General features: G+C 73.6%; 13 protein-coding genes. 6 read left to right on the top strand and 7 right to left on the bottom strand.

The genetic code is table 11. The features are described from left to right. Window positions 1–23 precede the first annotated feature (23 nt). The 4 genes from IPK37_06390 to IPK37_06375 form a co-directional block, all read right to left on the bottom strand. On the bottom strand, window positions 24–1,517 hold the full coding sequence (locus tag IPK37_06390; GenBank protein ID QQS02000.1) for an NAD-dependent succinate-semialdehyde dehydrogenase: 1,494 nt from the start codon (window positions 1,515–1,517) through the stop codon (window positions 24–26). Between the two features lie 28 nt (window positions 1,518–1,545). Next, window positions 1,546–3,063: a YdiU family protein gene (locus IPK37_06385; GenBank protein QQS01999.1), complete on the bottom strand. Its 1,518-nt coding sequence runs from the start codon at window positions 3,061–3,063 to the stop codon at window positions 1,546–1,548. Window positions 3,064–3,266: 203 nt separating this feature from the next. After that, window positions 3,267–3,743: a nucleoside deaminase gene (locus tag IPK37_06380; protein QQS01998.1), complete on the bottom strand. Its 477-nt coding sequence runs from the start codon at window positions 3,741–3,743 to the stop codon at window positions 3,267–3,269. 563 nt (window positions 3,744–4,306) lie between these two features. Then, on the bottom strand, window positions 4,307–4,681 hold the full coding sequence (locus IPK37_06375; protein ID QQS01997.1) for a hypothetical protein: 375 nt from the start codon (window positions 4,679–4,681) through the stop codon (window positions 4,307–4,309). A 1,210-nt stretch (window positions 4,682–5,891) separates the two neighbouring features. On the opposite strand from IPK37_06375, the gene IPK37_06370 reads away from it, so the two are divergent. The 6 genes from IPK37_06370 (at window position 5,892) to ligD (ending at window position 13,427) form a co-directional block, all read left to right on the top strand. Further along, window positions 5,892–6,368 carry a hypothetical protein gene (locus IPK37_06370; protein QQS01996.1) on the top strand — a complete coding sequence of 159 codons (477 nt, stop codon included), beginning with the start codon at window positions 5,892–5,894 and terminating at the stop codon, window positions 6,366–6,368. 185 nt (window positions 6,369–6,553) lie between these two features. Beyond that, complete coding sequence (locus tag IPK37_06365) at window positions 6,554–7,267, top strand: response regulator transcription factor (protein ID QQS01995.1); 714 nt, start codon at window positions 6,554–6,556, stop codon at window positions 7,265–7,267. Further along, entirely contained in the window at window positions 7,264–8,406 is a 1,143-nt protein-coding gene (locus IPK37_06360) for a HAMP domain-containing protein (GenBank protein QQS01994.1), read from the top strand. Before IPK37_06365 ends, IPK37_06360 begins: the two co-directional genes overlap by 4 nt. Window positions 8,407–8,683: 277 nt before the next feature. Next, a complete protein-coding gene (locus IPK37_06355; protein QQS02712.1) occupies window positions 8,684–9,190 on the top strand; it encodes a permease in 507 nt (168 codons plus the stop codon). Between the two features lie 327 nt (window positions 9,191–9,517). Next, a complete protein-coding gene (locus IPK37_06350; GenBank protein QQS01993.1) occupies window positions 9,518–12,328 on the top strand; it encodes a GNAT family N-acetyltransferase in 2,811 nt (936 codons plus the stop codon). Between the two features lie 88 nt (window positions 12,329–12,416). Next, on the top strand, window positions 12,417–13,427 hold the full coding sequence (gene ligD, locus IPK37_06345; GenBank protein QQS01992.1) for a non-homologous end-joining DNA ligase: 1,011 nt from the start codon (window positions 12,417–12,419) through the stop codon (window positions 13,425–13,427). 310 nt (window positions 13,428–13,737) lie between these two features. On the opposite strand, the gene IPK37_06340 is transcribed toward ligD, so the two are convergent. The 3 genes from IPK37_06340 to IPK37_06330 all read right to left on the bottom strand — a co-directional run bounded on the left by IPK37_06340 (window position 13,738) and on the right by IPK37_06330 (window position 15,571). Beyond that, window positions 13,738–14,598: a 3-hydroxybutyryl-CoA dehydrogenase gene (locus IPK37_06340; GenBank protein ID QQS01991.1), complete on the bottom strand. Its 861-nt coding sequence runs from the start codon at window positions 14,596–14,598 to the stop codon at window positions 13,738–13,740. Window positions 14,599–14,762: 164 nt separating this feature from the next. Continuing rightward, window positions 14,763–15,353: a nucleotidyl transferase AbiEii/AbiGii toxin family protein gene (locus IPK37_06335; protein QQS01990.1), complete on the bottom strand. Its 591-nt coding sequence runs from the start codon at window positions 15,351–15,353 to the stop codon at window positions 14,763–14,765. Further along, window positions 15,350–15,571, bottom strand: coding sequence for a hypothetical protein (locus tag IPK37_06330; GenBank protein QQS01989.1), 222 nt, complete (start codon window positions 15,569–15,571; stop codon window positions 15,350–15,352). Before IPK37_06330 ends, IPK37_06335 begins: the two co-directional genes overlap by 4 nt. Window positions 15,572–15,640: the final 69 nt, after the last annotated feature.

The raw sequence follows: 15,640 nt of genomic DNA, 5'->3' as shown, positions 1-15,640 counted from the left end.
AGCCGCCGAACTGCGCTGTCCGGTCAGGTCCGGGGCAGCGCCAGGTACTTCACCTCCAGGAACTCCTCGATGCCGAAGGCGCCGCCTTCCCGGCCCAGACCTGAGGACTTCACCCCGCCGAACGGCGCCTGCGGGTTGGACACCAGCCCCGTGTTCAGCCCGACCATCCCTGTCTCCAGGCGTTCGCCCAGGCGGAGGGCCCGCTCCACGCTGTCGGTGTAGACGTAGCCCATCAACCCGAAGGGCGTGTCGTTGGCCATGCGGATCATCTCGTCCTCGTCGTCATAGGGGACGAGCGGCGCGACCGGGCCGAAAATCTCCTCGGCCATCAGCCGGCTGGCCGGGTCGACGTCCGTGAGCACGGTGGGCGTCCAGAAGTACCCGCGGCCCTCCGGACGGCCACCCCCGCTGGCCACCTGCGCGCCCCGATCGACCGCGTCAGCGACGAGCTCGGCGACCTTGTCCAGAGCCTTCGGTTCGACGAGCGGCCCCACCTGTACGCCGTCCGCCAGACCGTCCCCCACCGTGAGCGCGGCCATCTTCTCGGCCAGGCGGGCGCCGAACTCCTCGTGCACGGACCGGTGCACGAGGATCCGGTTCGCGGCCGTGCAGGCCTCGCCCATGTTGCGCATCTTGGCGATCATCGCCCCGTCGACCGCGGCGGCGACGTCGGCGTCCTCGCAGACGATGAACGGGGCGTTCCCGCCGAGCTCCATGGACGAGCGCAGCACGTGCTGGGCCGCTTGCTCCAGTAAGCGCACGCCCACCGCCGTCGACCCCGTGAACGAGACCTTGCGGGCCTTGCCGCTGGCCAGCCACGGACCGACGACCTCGCCGGCCTGGCTGGTGCAGACAACGTTGAGGACGCCCGCCGGCAGGCCCGCCTCGGTCAGGATGTCGACCAAAGCGAACGAGGTCAGCGGGGTGAGCTGGGCCGGCTTGAACACCATCGTGCAGCCGGCCGCGATGGCCGGGCCGATCTTGCGGGTGCCCATGGCCAGCGGGAAGTTCCAGGGCGTCACGAGGACGCTCGGGCCCACCGGCTGGCGGCTGACGAAGATGCGGGTCTTGCCGTCGCCGGACAGGCGCATGTCGCCGCCGATCCGCACCGCCTCCTCGGCGAACCAGCGGAAGAACTCGGCGCCATAGGTGACCTCGCCACGCGCCTCGGCGAGCGGCTTGCCCATCTCCACGGTCATCAACGTGGCGAGGTCGTCCTGGCGTTCGATGATGAGTTCGTAGGCTCGGCGCAGGATTTCGCCCCGTTCCCGGGGCGGGGTGCGGGCCCAGTCGTCCTGCCGGGCGGCGGCCACGTCGATGGCCCGCTGGGCGTCCCGCTCGCCGCCGTCGGCGATCGTGGCCAGCACCTCCTCGGTGGCCGGGTTGACGACGGCCAGGGTCGTGCCGGACGCCGCGTCCACCCAGGACCCGTCGATGAACAGGCCGGTGTGGACCCGGTCGACGATCTCCTGGGCGCGGGCGGTTCCCTCGGCGGTGGCGGTGCGCAGCGCGGTCATGGGGGCTGTCCTTTCGTCGCGAGGCGGTTCAGGTCCCGCAGTAGGTGACATACGGGCCGGCGTCGTCGGGGGCCGGGCCGGCGAGGTCGGCGAGGTCGGCGCGCTCGACGTACGGCTGGGACACCGCCGCGACCAGCCGCCGAACGGGGGCGAGGTCGCCGCCCGTCGCCGCGGCGAGCGCCTCCTCGACGCGGTGGTTGCGCGGGATGTAGAGCGGGTTGACGCGGTTCATGGCCGCGGCGATCGCGGCCCGCGCGTCGGGGTCGGTGGGCAGCGCGGCCTCCCGCCGTACGGCCCAGGCGTCGTACGCCGTGGGCTCGGCGAACAGCTCCCGCGCCATCCCGCCCGCCAGTGCGCGGAAGAACGACGTGAAGTCGACGCGCTGCGCGGCGAGCAGGGCGAGCAGGTCCTCGGCGAGCGCGTCGTCCGGCGCCGGGAGCCCGAGCTTGGCCGCCATCCCCGCCGCGGCGGTGGCCTGGTAGCGCGGCCCGAAGTCACCCAGCACCTCGGTGACGGCCTCGACGGCGGCGTCCGCGCCGGTGCGGTGCGCCGCCTCGTCGGCCGGGTCTGTCGGGTCTGCCGGGCCGACCAGCAGCGGGATGAGCGTTTCGGCGAAGCGGGCGAGGTTCCACAGGGCGACCGACGGCTGGTTCCCGTAGGCGTACCGGCCGCCGAGGTCGATCGAGCTGAACACCGTGTCCATGGCGAACCGGTCGAGGAACGCGCAGGGGCCGTAGTCGATGGTCTGGCCGCTGATCGTCATGTTGTCGGTGTTCATCACGCCGTGCACGAAGCCGACGAGCATCCACCGGGCGACGAGGTCGGCTTGGGCCAAGACCACCGCGCGGAGCAGGGCGAGGTACGGCTGGGCGGACTCGGCGGCGCTGGGGTAGTGCCGGGCGATGGCGTAATCCGCGAGCGCTTGCAACAGTTCGCGGTCGCCGGTGGACGCGGCGTACTGGAACGTGCCCACCCGCAGGTGGCTGGCCGCGACCCGACACAGGACGGCGCCGGGCTCGGGGCTGCGGCGGAGCACGGGCTCACCGGTGGCCACCACCGACAGGGCGCGGGTCGTCGGGATGCCGAGGGCGTGCATCGCCTCGCCGATGACGTACTCCCGCAGCATCGGCCCGATGACCGCCTTGCCGTCGCCGCCCCGCGAGAACCGGGTGCGGCCCGACCCCTTGAGATGCAGGTCCACGCGGCCCCCGCCAGGCGTACCCAGCTCGCCGAGCAGCACCGCCCGGCCATCGCCGAGCTGCGGCTGGTAGGAGCCGAATTGGTGGCCCGCGTAGGCCTGGGCGTACGTCGGGTGGTCCGCCGGCAGCTGGCCGGTGAGCAGCGCCGGATCGGCCCGCAGGGCGGCGGGGTCGAGGCCCAGGTCGGCAGCCAGGGCGTCGTTCAGCACCAGGAGTCGGGGGGCGGGCGCCGGCTCGGCCCGGAACGGCACCGAGAGCGCCGGGACGGCCTCGGCGTAGCTGTGCTCCAGCCCGCCGAGCGCGGTGCCTGCGCGGGGAGCGTCGGCGGCGGGGGTGGCGGGCTGCATGGGCGGCACGTTACGCCAGGGGTGCTCGGGACGGTACGTCACACCGGGCCCCACGGCCCGGCCGAACGACCGTTCGTGACCTGCCCAAAGGGTGCCGTGGCACCAAACGCGCAGGTCGTGAACGGACATCGTCGCGGTGCGCAGGTCCGGGTGAAACGCCGAGTGCCGGTGGTATGGCGATCAACGGTTCCCCGGATCGGGGTTCAGCGGAAGCGCGCCTCGTGCAGCCCACGGACGCGCTCTGCGAGGTCCGGGTCGGGTCCGTCCACGACCACTCCAGGCACGATCTGGTGGATCGGCACGGTGTTGATGGGCGGGGCGGGTACGCCGAGCTCGGTGAGCCACTCGCCGAGCTGGGCCGACGACGCGGCGTAGACGATGCGGCCCAGCCCGACCCAGCCGTGCGCCGCCGAACACATCGGGCAGTGTTCGCCCGAGGTATAGACCACCGCCGCGGCGCGCTCCGGCGGCGCCAGGTGCGCGGCGGCCCATCGGGCGATCGCGAACTCCGGATGCTGCGTGTGGTCGCCGCCACCGACGTGGTTGTGGTCCTCAAAAAGCACCGTTCCATCGGCGCCGACCAGCACCGATCCGAACGGCTCGTCGCCGGCGGCGAGCGCCGTCTCGGCGAGTTCAACGGCACGAAGCAGGTGGGGACGGTCGCTCGCGGAGATCGGCATGGGGAGAGCCTAGGGAGCGCAGCACCGCCACGGCAGCCCGTGCGTGCAGGCAGACCAGGGGGCTGTTCGCATGGTGAACACTCAGTCCGAATTCAGCTGGTCTCCAGGCTTATCGGTAAGCGTGGGGCTATGACGACGGCACCGCACGCGCCCCCCAGCCGCGCACGGTTGCGGCACCTGGTCGCCGACCTGGCGAGATCCGAAGACGCGCTCCGCGCGGTGGGACCCGAAAACCCCCAGAGCGGCACCACATCCTGCGTCATCAGGCACGGTTGGTAGCCGAGCTGAGGTCGCACCGGCTGACCTGAGATTCCAGCCGGCGTGGCGGAGCGAACGGCAGACGGTACGCCCGCGCGCCCTGGCGCCGCACCCTCGGGTTGTGGCTGGCGAGGGTTCGCCGACGTGGACGCCGCCCTCGCCGACCTCGCCTTGCGCTGCCGATGACCGGATCTGAGCCCCCGCCCGCAGGTTTAGCGGGCAGCATCGCAGCCCGGTGCGCGGTCGGGCGAGGCGCGCTGCCCGCGGCGGGGTGCTTTGGCCGACGTCGGTCATCTGGGGGAGGGTCATTGTCGTGGTTTCCGGTGGACGCGGCCGTTGATGAGTTCGCCCCGGAGGCGGCGGGCGTGGATGTCGGGGTGGTGGCGGGTGCAGAGCAGGGTGAGTTGGTCGACGTGGTTTCGCCGAGGTCGGCTTGCCATTCGCGCAGGCGGTGGGCTTCGCACCAGGACGGCGGCCGGTCGCAGCCGGGGAAGGTGCAGGCCCGCGTAGTCCTGCGCGAAGGTGGGCACCGTGTCATCGACGCCGCCCGCGAGGATCTCCGGCCGCGCCGCCAGCTCCGCCGTGTCTAGGCCCAGGTCCCGGGCCAGGCCCGCGGCGACGAGGACGGTCCTGGGCTGGGGTGCCGGAGCCGCCCACCGGGGAACGTTCGGCGCGGGCACCGCCCCGGCGTACGTCTGTTCCAGGCGCCCTTCCAATGGTCCGAGCTGGGCATGGCCGTCACGGTATGCGGCGGGCCATCATGGCGCATGGCCACCCCCGGGCGTCCTCGCCTCGACGAGTGGGCGACCGTGCGTCGGGCCGCCCCCGCCCGAGGGACCGGCCGGCATACCCGGTCGGGCCGGCGTCGCCTGGTGGCGGTCACCGCCCTCTGCGCTGCGGCCCTCGGGGCCTGCCTCGGCGCGCCGGCCGGGAGGGGTCCCTCCGCCGCGACGGCCCATGCGCCGGCTGCCGGGGGGTGGGAGTGGGAACGGGTGGGCCTGCCCGGCGAGGGTGTGGTCGTCACCGTGACCGCCGTGACCGCCGTGACCGCCGTGCCGCCGGGGCTGCTCATCGGCCGGTACGCCGGGGACACGGCCACGCCCGTCGGCCTGACCTGGTGGACCGATGAGTCCCGGCGGGACGGCACCAACCCCGCCGGACCCGCCGGGTCCGCCCGAGCTCGACAGAACGCGCCCGCGCGTCCGACGTCGCTCCCGCCGGTCCCGCTGCAGGCCATCTCCGGGCATGCCCCACAGGCCCGCTGGCAGGCCATGGCCGCCGCGGCCGGCGACGTCGTCGCGCTCGGGGGCGCCCGGGGCGGCGCGCACGGCAACGTCCGCTGGACCGTCTGGCGCGGCAGCACCGCCGGCCTGGTGGAGCAGCCGCAGCCCTTCGAGACGTTCGGTGGTCAGCAGGCGGTATCGATGAGCGGGATCGGTGTCCCCGCCGGAGCAGCGCCCCTGCTGGTCGGTACGTGGGAGGGTGCGGGCGGGCGGGGCAACGACATCGCACTGTGGCACCCCGAGGGAGCCCGGTGGGTCCGGGAGGAGCCGACCCGGCCGGCCCTGGCCGGCACGCCGACCGTGCTGCCCACGCCGGAGGGCGTCGCCACGTCAGGCGCCGCGGTCGTCATCGCCGGGTGGGTCACGGACCTCACGGACGGGGTGCGCAACCGGCCCGTTGCCTGGCTGCTCGTGGGGGCCACCGCCCGCGCGGTGCCGCTGCCGTTCGCGTCGCTGGAACGCAGCGGGGGGCCGGGGCCGGCGGCGGAGCGCGCGCAGGTCGATGGTCAGGCGCTGGCGGTGGGATGCAACACGGCGGCCTGCCTCCTGGTCGGCCGGGTCGGGGCAGGCCCGGCCGCATGGTGGCTGGACCTCGGGGGCGCGGTGGGTGTCTTGGGGGGGTGGAGTCGGCCCCCTGTCGGGCGGGGTCGGTGCCCCCGCGGTTGGGTCCGGCCTCGCGACCGGCCCCACGCCCGGCCTCTCGACCGGCCTCTCGACCGGCCTCGCGACCAACCTTTCGCCGGGGGCGCGAGCGCCGATCGTCCTGCCCGGCCTCGCGACGGATCGTGGGCCGGTCGCGGCGGCGGTCGCCGGAGCCGACACGGCGTACGCGCTCGTCCCCGGCGACGGCACCTCGGGCAGCGCGCTCTGGCAGGTGAATCGACGCTCCGCGGCGGTCGTAGGACGGTTTCCCGGCGCGCCGGTCGCCCTGGCCATCGTGGGCGACGGCGACGGCGACGGCGACGGCGACGGCGACGGCGACGGCGACGACGTGGTCGTGGCGACGGACGGCTCGGGCGCCGGCGTGTGGCGGGCCGCCCGGCCGCGGCCCGGCGACATCGCGGGACCGGCGGCGACACCCTGACCTGTCCAGCCGACGGGTTCATCTGACGGTTCATCCGATAGTTCATCCGAGGGGCCAGCCGACGGGGCCAGCCGACGGGTCCAGCCGACGAGGCCCAACCCGATGGGTCGAGCCGATGGGGTTCGGCCGCGCGCCGCCGACGGACCCGATGCCCGCCGGGGCCGGCCAGATGGCCACACTGGGGCATGACCGTCCCCACGCCCTCCCCGGCCCGGGTGCTCGTCGTCGACGACGAACCGGTCCTCGCCGGCACCGTCGCGGCCTACCTCGACCGGGCCGGATTCGTCACACGGACCGTGGCCGACGGGCCGGCGGCCGTGCGCGGCGCCCGCGAGTTCGCCCCGGATGTGGTCGTCCTCGACCTGGGCCTGCCGGGCCTCGACGGGGTCGAGGTGTGCCGCCAGATCCGCACCTTCAGCGACTGCTACGTGTTGATGCTCACGGCCCGCGACGGCGAGCTCGACACGTTGGTGGGGCTGTCCGTGGGCGCAGACGACTACGTCACCAAGCCGTTCAGCCCGCGGGAGCTGGTCGCCCGTGTGCAGGTGCTGCTGCGCCGCCCGCGGCGCGAATCCGCCGGTGCGGACGAGCAACCAATCCGGCGGTTCGGGGCGCTGTGCATCGACCCGGCTGCCCGCCGCGTCGAGGTGGACGGCCGGCCCGTCGAGCTGACCCGCACCGAGTTCGACGTGCTCGCCATATTGTCGGCCCGGCCGCGACTGGCCTTCGATCGTCGCCGGCTCGTGGCGGAGGTCTGGGGCCCAGAGTGGGTCGGCGACGAGCACCTCGTGGACGTTCATGTCGGCCACATCCGCCGCAAGCTCGGCGATGACCCCGCGCGCCCGCGGTACATCGTGACGGTCCGCGGGGTGGGCTACCGCATGGGGTCCGCGTCGTGAGTGCCCCCGACGCCTCCGCGGCCCGGCGCACCGACGGGCGGCCGCAGGTCACCCTCGCCGCTCGGCTCTTGGCCGGCCAGGCCGTCACCATCACGGCGACGGCGGTGACGATAGTGCTCACCGCTCTCGTCATGGGTCCGCCGATCTTCGACGATCACCTGCGCCGGGCCGGCCACGGAGACCAGCCCCTGGTGGTGCTGCACGCTGCCGAGGCCTTCCGCTCGGCCGGGCTTATCTCGTTGCTGGTGGGGCTGGTCATGGCGGGGGCGGGAGCGCTCGGTCTGGGGCTGTTCGTCTCGCGTCGGATCGCCGCGCCCTTGCGGGACTGCGCGCGGGCGGCCGCGCGCGTGGCCGCCGGCGACTACTCGGCCGCCGTCGCCGTGGCGCATCCCACCGCCGAGGTGGCCGTCGTGCAGCGAAGCCTGAACGACATGGCAGCGCAGCTCGCGCGCACGGAGGCGGTCCGAGCCCGGATGCTCGCGGACCTGGCGCACGAACTGCGCACCCCCATCGCCTCGCTGCGGGCGTTGCTGGAGGCCATCGAGGACGGGGTGTCGCGCCCCGACGGGCCGACCCTGGCCGCGTTGCGCCGGCAGACCGACCGCCTGGAGCAGCTCGCCCGGGACGTCGCCGAGGTGTCGGCCGCCGAACAGGGCCATCTGAACCTGCGGCCGACCGCCATGGACGTGGCCAGCTGGCTCGACGGCGTGGCGGTCGCCGCGCGAGAACGGGCCCGCGGCACCGGCGTACGCCTCGTTCTCGAGCTCGCTCCGGGGCTTGCCACCCTCCACGGCGATCCGTCTCGACTGACCCAGGCCCTCGACAATCTCCTGGCCAACGCGGTGCGGCACACGCCCGCGGGGGGTCAGGTGGTGCTGCGCGCGACGCGGGGCAGCGCGGGTCTGCGGCTCGAGGTGGTCGACACCGGGGACGGCCTGGCCGCCGAGCAGCTGCCCCACGTCTTCGACCGGTTCTACCGCACCGACGCCGCGCGCGACCGGGACCACGGCGGCGTGGGGATCGGCCTCACCATCAGCCGCGCCATCGTCCGCGCGCACGGCGGGGACGTCACGGCCTCGTCCGCCGGCCTCGGCCGGGGTGCGACGTTCGCGGTGTCCCTGCCGGCGCTGCCGCCCTGACGCGCATCTTCATCGTTTCTTCAGGGTTTGCCCGCCCCTACGGCCGGGGCCGGCCGGGGAGCCTGGGGACCGTATCCGCATCTGGCATCCCGCATCCACATGTCCCGGCTTGGAGGAACCCGCCATGACCGTCACCAGCCCACCCCAGGCGCGTCCAGCGACCGTGTCGCGCCGGGACTCGGGGCGCACCCGACTCGCCGTGGCGGTGGTGGCCCCCGTCGCGCTCGCGGTCGGGCTGCTGGCGCCCGACCGGACCGTCGGCGCCGGCGACGGTGGGATGCCCATGACGCACTACATGGGTCTGCTGTCGGTGTTCCAGCCCTGGAACCTGCTCATCTTCATGGCCATTCCGGTCATCCTGGCCGAGACCTTGGCCATCACGGAGCTGGCACTGTTGTTCGGGGCCGCCCCGCCCTGGGTCGCGCGGCTCAGTCGCGCCGCGGGCCTGCTCGTCGGGCCGGTGTTGCTGGGGATCGGGGTGCACCTGCTGCGGTACGCCGTGCTGCCGCTCACCCTCTCCGGGGGGTGGCGCGGCGCGGCCGACATCATCGCGGTGCTGGCCTACGTCGCCGGGGCCGTCCCCATGATCGGCATCACCCTGGTGGAGGTGGGCCTACTCGGCTCCGACGAACGAACGGCGCGCCGCCTGCACGTGATCTTCGTCGGGGTCTTCCTCGTGGTCGCGCACGTGGCCATGATCGTGGGGATGCTCGACCCCGGCGTCCTGGGCTGGCAGAACGGTCCGGCTGCACCGGCGCAGCCCATGCCCGGGATGCACCACTAGCCGGAGGCGCCGGGAGCCGGTGTGCGCGTGCCGCCCACCGCCCTGAGCCGTGCCCGCATGCTCCGCCGCCGTTAGCGCCCGCCTCTTCGGGGCGCCCGGTTCGCCGCGATGGCTGCCCGCCAGCCCCCTCGGCTCGCCCCGTTCGTCCCGTGCTCGTGACGGTCGGCGGCGTGAGCCCGTCCATCGACCGGTTGGCGCCGGCGCCCCGTGCGCTGCATAGCCCGCGCTGACCGGTCGGTAGGCTCGTATCGCGAGTGCCGGCGGGGCACCGACGGTGGGGCTCCCGCCGGCCCTCGGGGCGCGCGAGCAGGCGGGAGGGCGGAGCTGATGAGTCATCGGGTGGCCGACCCGGCGGGGGTTTCGGGCGGTCGAGGGGGCCGAGGGTTAGCTCCCCGCTGGGAGGCCGACATCCTCCTCGCCGACGGGCAGCCGGCGCGGCTGCGTCCGCTCCGCCCCGCCGATGAGGCCGCGCTGGACGGGTTCTGGGCGGCGCTGTCGGGTCGCAGTCAGTACTTCCGGTTCTTCTCCCCGCGACCCACCCTCAGCGCGATCGACAAGGAGATGTTCCTCCACGCCGATCACGCGGAACGCCGCGTGGTCCTCGGAGTCTTCCGTGGCGCGGAGCTGGTCGCGATCGGCGACTTCACCCGGACCCAGCCCACCGAGGCGGAGGTGGCCTTCGTCGTCCGCGACGAACTGCACGGGTACGGCGTGGGCGGCTTGCTCCTGGAGCATCTGGCCCAGATCGCCCGCGAACTCGGGGTCGCGATGCTGCACGCGGAGGTGCTTCCCGAGAACGACCGGATGATGGCCTCCTTCCGGGCCGCCGGCTACGCGATGCGCACCACGATGACCGGGGACTCGGTGCAGTTCGCCTTCCCCGTCGAGCCCACCGACACCTCGATGGCCGTCATGGCGGCTCGGGAGCATCGGGCCGAGGCGCGCTCCATGGGCCGCATCTTCGAGGCGCGCAGCGTCGCCGTGGTCGGCGGCAGCGCACGCCGTACGTCGACCGGGCGCCGACTCCTGCGCAACGTGCTCGACGGGGAGTTCGAGGGCCGGCTCTACCTGGTCAACCCGACGATCGACGCGGCGTTCGGGATCCCGGCGTACGGCTCGGTGCTCGACCTGCCGGAGCCCGTCGACCTGGCGGTCATCGCGGTGCGGGCCGAGCTCGTGCCGGGCGTCGTCGCGGACTGCGCCGCCAAGAAGGTGCACGCGGTGCTGGTCGTCTCGATCGGCTACGCGGAGGCGGGCAGCCAGGGCAGGCGCCGGCAGGCCGAGCTGCTGGAGCAGTGCCGATCGGCCGGGATGCGCCTGATCGGGCCCTGTGCGCTCGGGATCATCAACCCCGCGGGCACCTCGCTGAACGCCTCGATGTGTGACGTCCAGCCCCGCCCCGGTCCGGTCGGGTTCTTCTGCCAGTCGGGGCCCCTCAGCCTCACCTCGCTGCGGATGCTCGTCGACCGGGGTCTGGGGGTCTCCAGTTTCGTCTCCGCGGGCAACCGGGCGGACGTGTCCGGTAACGACCTGCTCCAGTACTGGGACGAGGACGAGCAGACCGAGGTCATCCTGAGCTACCTCGAGTCCCTCGGCAACGCGGAGAAGTTCTCGCGGATCGCCCGGCGGGTGAGCCGGCGCAAGCCCATCGTGGTGCTCACCTCGGGGCGCGGCGGGTTCTCGCTCGGCCTGCGCTCCGAGCTCGCGGCCCACGGCGCCCTCGCGGAGAGCCCCATGGGATCGGCGGACGCCCTCGCCGCCGCCGGCGCCGCCGCCGCGTCGAGCGCCGCCGCATCCGCAGCCGTGGTCGACGCGATGTTCCGCCAGGCCGGGGTCGTCCGGGTCGACCACATCGAGCATCTTTTCGACGTCGCTCAGCTGTTGGTGCGCCAGCCGTTGCCGCAGGGCAACCGACTGGCGATCGTGGGCGATTCCCCCGAGCTGACGATCATCGCCGCCGACGTCGCGATCCGGGCCGGCTTCCAGACCCGCGCCACCTGGCTCGGGCTGGCGGCGCTGTCGGCCTCGACGTACGAGCAGCGCCTCCGCGCCGCCATGAGCGACGACGACATCGACGCGGTGCTGGCGGTCTTCGTCCCGGCGCCCGCGGAGACCGAGGTGCGGCTCGACGACATCCGGGCGGCGATCGGGCGCCTCGGCGACCATCCGCGCAAACCGCTCGTCGCGGTGATCTCCGGCAACGGCGAATGCACGGGTGACGTGAACCGAGGGCCCGCCCGCCCAGGCGCCGTGCCCGAGCAGCCGCCGCATCGGGGAACGGTGCCGACCTACCCCGGGCCCGAGCGGGCCATCCTCGCGCTGAGCAAGGCGCAACAGTACGCCGCGTGGCGTCGGGCGGCCGACGCGACTCTGCCGATCCTGCCCGGGATCGACCCTCCCGGCGCGGCCGCCCTGGTCAGCGGGGCGCTAGCGGACCACCCCGACGGTCGGGCCCTGTCGGACGAGGAGGTCATCGCGCTCCTCGGCCACTACGGCGTACCGATCCTGCCCTACCGCCGCGTGAGCCAGCTCGAGGAGGCCGTCGACGCCGCGGAGGCGTTGGGCTGGGACGTCGCCGTGAAGGTGACGGACTTCTCGCTGGGTGACGCCTCCGACCAGCGCGTCTGGGCCCGGATCCGGGACGAGAACGAACTCGCGGTGGCCTGGCGGCAGCTCACCCAGACGTTCGGCGACGCGGCGCGGCACTGCGTGGTGCTGCAGAGTATGGGCCGGGCCGGGCTGCACCTGTCCATGCGGGCTTGCGAGGACCGCCAGCTCGGACCCGTGGTCTCGTTCCGGCTTGCGGGGGTCGCCGCGCGGATCCTGCACGATGCCAGCTATCGGCTCACCCCCCTGTCGCGCCACGATGTCGCCGCGATGGTCCGGGAGGTAAAGCTCGCGCCCATGCTCACCGGTGAGGCGGGCTTCCCGGCCCGGGATGTGCCCGCCGTGGAGGACCTCGTCATCCGCATCGCCCAGCTCAAGGAGAACCAGCCGGACATCGACCGGATCGACGTCGAGTTCCTCGTCCACGACCGTGGGGTCTCGGTGCTCGGGGCTCGCGTCTGGGTACGGCGCCACCCGCCCCGACCCGACCTCTACGCCCGCCGGCTCGGCTCCGCACCCGACGGGATCTGACGCGCCGGGCTGACGCGCGACGATCTGACGTGCCAGGATCCGCGCGGATGCCGCGTGCGGGAGGTCGCGGTCGGCGCACACTGGAGCGATGGACCGTGTCGATGAGCTGCCCGTGATCGCGCCGATGCTGGCCGTGGCCGGGTCCGCGGCGGATCTCGGGGCGCCGGAGCGATGGGCGTACGAGGTGAAGTGGGACGGCTACCGGGCCGTCGCGGCGGTCGTGGGCGATCAGGACGGTACGCCGGGGGCGGCGCGGTTTCGCAGCCGAGCCGGGAACGATCTGACGGCGGCGTACCCCGAACTCCGCGAACTGCCGAGCCTCCTCGCGGGGCACGCGGCGGTCCTCGACGGCGAAGTCGTCGCGCTCGACGCCGACGGCCGCTCCAACTTCGGCCGGCTGCAGAACCGCGGCGACCCCGGCGCCGGCATCCGGGCGCATTACATGGTCTTCGACGTGCTCCACCTCGACGGGGTGTCGCTGCTCGCGGAGCCCTACCCGCGACGCCGCGAACTCCTGCAAGCACTGCTCCCCGAGGGCGGCCACGTGCACGTGCCGACGACGTTCGGCAGTGACCTCGGCGTGGCGCTCGACGTGAGCCGGTCGCTGCGGCTGGAGGGGATCATCGCGAAACGACTCGACAGTCCCTACCTCCCCGGGCGTCGCGCACGCAGTTGGCTGAAGATCAAGCACGTCCGGACGCAGGAGGTGGTGGTCGTCGGCTGGACGGCGGGGACCGGGCGGCGGGCGGGCACGCTCGGGGCGCTGCTGTTGGGGCTGCCGGTTGCCGGAGCCGGGCCGGATGGGCCCCCCGGAGCGCCGCGGCAGTGGCGGTATGTCGGGAAGGTCGGCACCGGGTTCACGGACCGCGCGCTGGAGGAGATCCGCGCCGAGCTCGCGCCGCTGGAGCGCGCCACCCCCGTCGTACCGGACGTCCCCCGCGTCGACGCGCGCGGGGCACGCTGGGTGGAGCCGGTGCGGGTGGGCGAGGTGACGTACGGCGAGTGGACCGAGACCGGCCGGCTGCGGCACCCCGCCTGGCGCGGGTGGCGGCCGGACAAGACGCCGTACGACGTGCGCCGGGAACTCTCCGCCTCGTGATGACCACGCGTCGCTGTGAGCGCCGCTGTGGGCGCAGAACTCGTCGTGATGGCAGCACTCCGCGTGCCCTCAGCAGTGCCCACCCACGGCTTCCCGGCCCAGCGACCGCTCGTGACCTGCCCAAAGGGTGCCATGGCACCAAACGTGCAGGTCACGAGCGGTCATCAGCCACGGGGACGGTTGATTCCCCGCTGGCGATGCTCAGGCGTGGTGAGCACCGGGTGCGCGATGACCCGTTTGACTAGCGCTGCCCCACGTCGGTCGGCGGCGAGGGGTCCGAGCCGGCCGGGCGGATGGGGCGGGCCCGCCGTCAGGAGCTGTAGTCGTAGAACCCGCGGCCCGTCTTCTTGCCCAGGAAGCCGGCGTCGACGAGGCGGTTGAGCAGCGGCGGCGGGGCGTACATCGGGTCCTTGAACTCGTTGAACATCCCCAGCGTCGCCCCGCGGACCGTGTCGAGCCCGATGTTGTCGATGAGCTCCAGCGGTCCCATCGGGTGGCCACACCCGAGCCGCATGCCCTTGTCGATGTCCGCCGCGGTGGCGTGGCCGCCCTCGAGCAGTCGGATGGCGCTCATCATGTACGGCACCAACAGGACGTTCACGACGAACCCCGGCCGATCCGGCGCCTCGATGACCTCCTTGCCGAGGCCCTCGCTGACGAACGCGAACGCCCGATCCTTGGCTTCCGGCACCGTCGCCAGCGACGGGATGACCTCGACCAGCTTCATCAACGGCACCGGCGAGAAGAAGTGCAGACCCACGGTCCACTCGGGCCGCCCGGCCGCCGTGCCCAGCCGAATGATCTGCAGGGAGCTGGTATTCGAGGCGAGGATCGCGTCCTGGCGCTGGACGATCTCGCCGAGCTTGCGGAAGAGCGCGTCCTTGGCCTCGGCGTTCTCGGTGGCGGCCTCGATGACGATGTCGGCGTCTGCGGCCGCGTCGACGGACCCCGAGAAGGTCAGCAGCTGCATCGCCGCGTCGGCGTCCTCCTGGGCCAGCTTGCCCTTGGCGATCGAACGGCCCATCGACTTCTCGACGCGCCCTTTCGCCGCCGCGGCCGCCGCGTCGGAGATGTCGGTGACCACGGTGGTGATGCCGCGGCGCGCCGCGACCTCCGCGATGCCCGAACCCATCAGCCCGCCGCCGACCACCGCCAGCTTGTTCTCGCCCATCCCTGCCTCCTGCGGATCACCCTCGACTGCCCAGTTCGTCGAGCGCAAGCCTGCCCTGCCGAGGGGCGCCGCGGGGCGGGACGGGGCGTGGTCTTCGCCTCACGCGCGGCCTACCGGCTGCGAACCCAGCCAGGACAGGACCGAAGCCGCATGGCGCGCAACCGTCAGGGCGACTGGGTCAGGTACTCCTCGGCGAGCGCGATCAGGTCACGGTCGCGGTGAAATCCGCGGCTGGTGACCAGCGCAGCGAGCCGCCGGACCTCGTCCGCATCGCCCGGGGCGAGCACCGATCGCAGCGCGCGCAGGTCCATCGCGTCTTGGGGACGGTGGGCGTCGCGGGCCAGGAGCTTGAGCACCACCAGGTGCGCGGCTCGGGAAACCGGTACGACGAGCCCCGGCACCAGCTCCACGGCCTCGGCGGCCGCGACGATTTCCGCCTCGATCCCCGAGGACGCGAAGAGCAGGTCGACGAGTACCCCCCCGGGGATGGGGGACTCCAGTCGCACGGTGGCAAGCCGGTCGAGGTATCTGTGCTCGACGAGGGCCTCCACGCGGTAGCCGAGGGCGCGCAGCGCGTACGTCGTACGCTCGGCCCCCGCGTCATCCTCGACCCAGACGCAGACGTCCACGTCGCGCGTGAATCTCGGCTCGGCCCGAGCCGAGACGGCGAAACCGCCGATCAGCGCCCACTGCGCCTGCGCCTGGCGCAGATCCTGCGCCAGGCGGGTCAGGGAGGCCAGGAGATCGGTGCTCATCGGTCGGGTTGTTCGAGGCGTCGGGTCGAGCGTCGACCCGGACAGTCCCCGTGCGGCGCGTCGGGACGGTCGCGTCGCCAGCGCGCGGCGGACTCCCGAACACGGTGCTCATCGAGCTCCGGGTGGTCTCGCGCCAACCGTGCTCGCACCATCTGCTCGCCCAGGTCGGCCATCTGCAGGGCCATCAGGAGGCGGTCCCGCGGGGTGCTCGCCGGCATGCCCCGAGCCTAAGCGACATCGAGCGGCCCTCCCCGCACCGGGTGGTGCGTCGGGTCGCCGGGTCCAGG

The sequence above is a fragment of the Austwickia sp. genome (assembly GCA_016699675.1).
Taxonomy (GTDB): Bacteria; Actinomycetota; Actinomycetes; order Actinomycetales; family Dermatophilaceae; genus Austwickia.
This window is presented reverse-complemented; position numbering and strand designations above follow the sequence as displayed.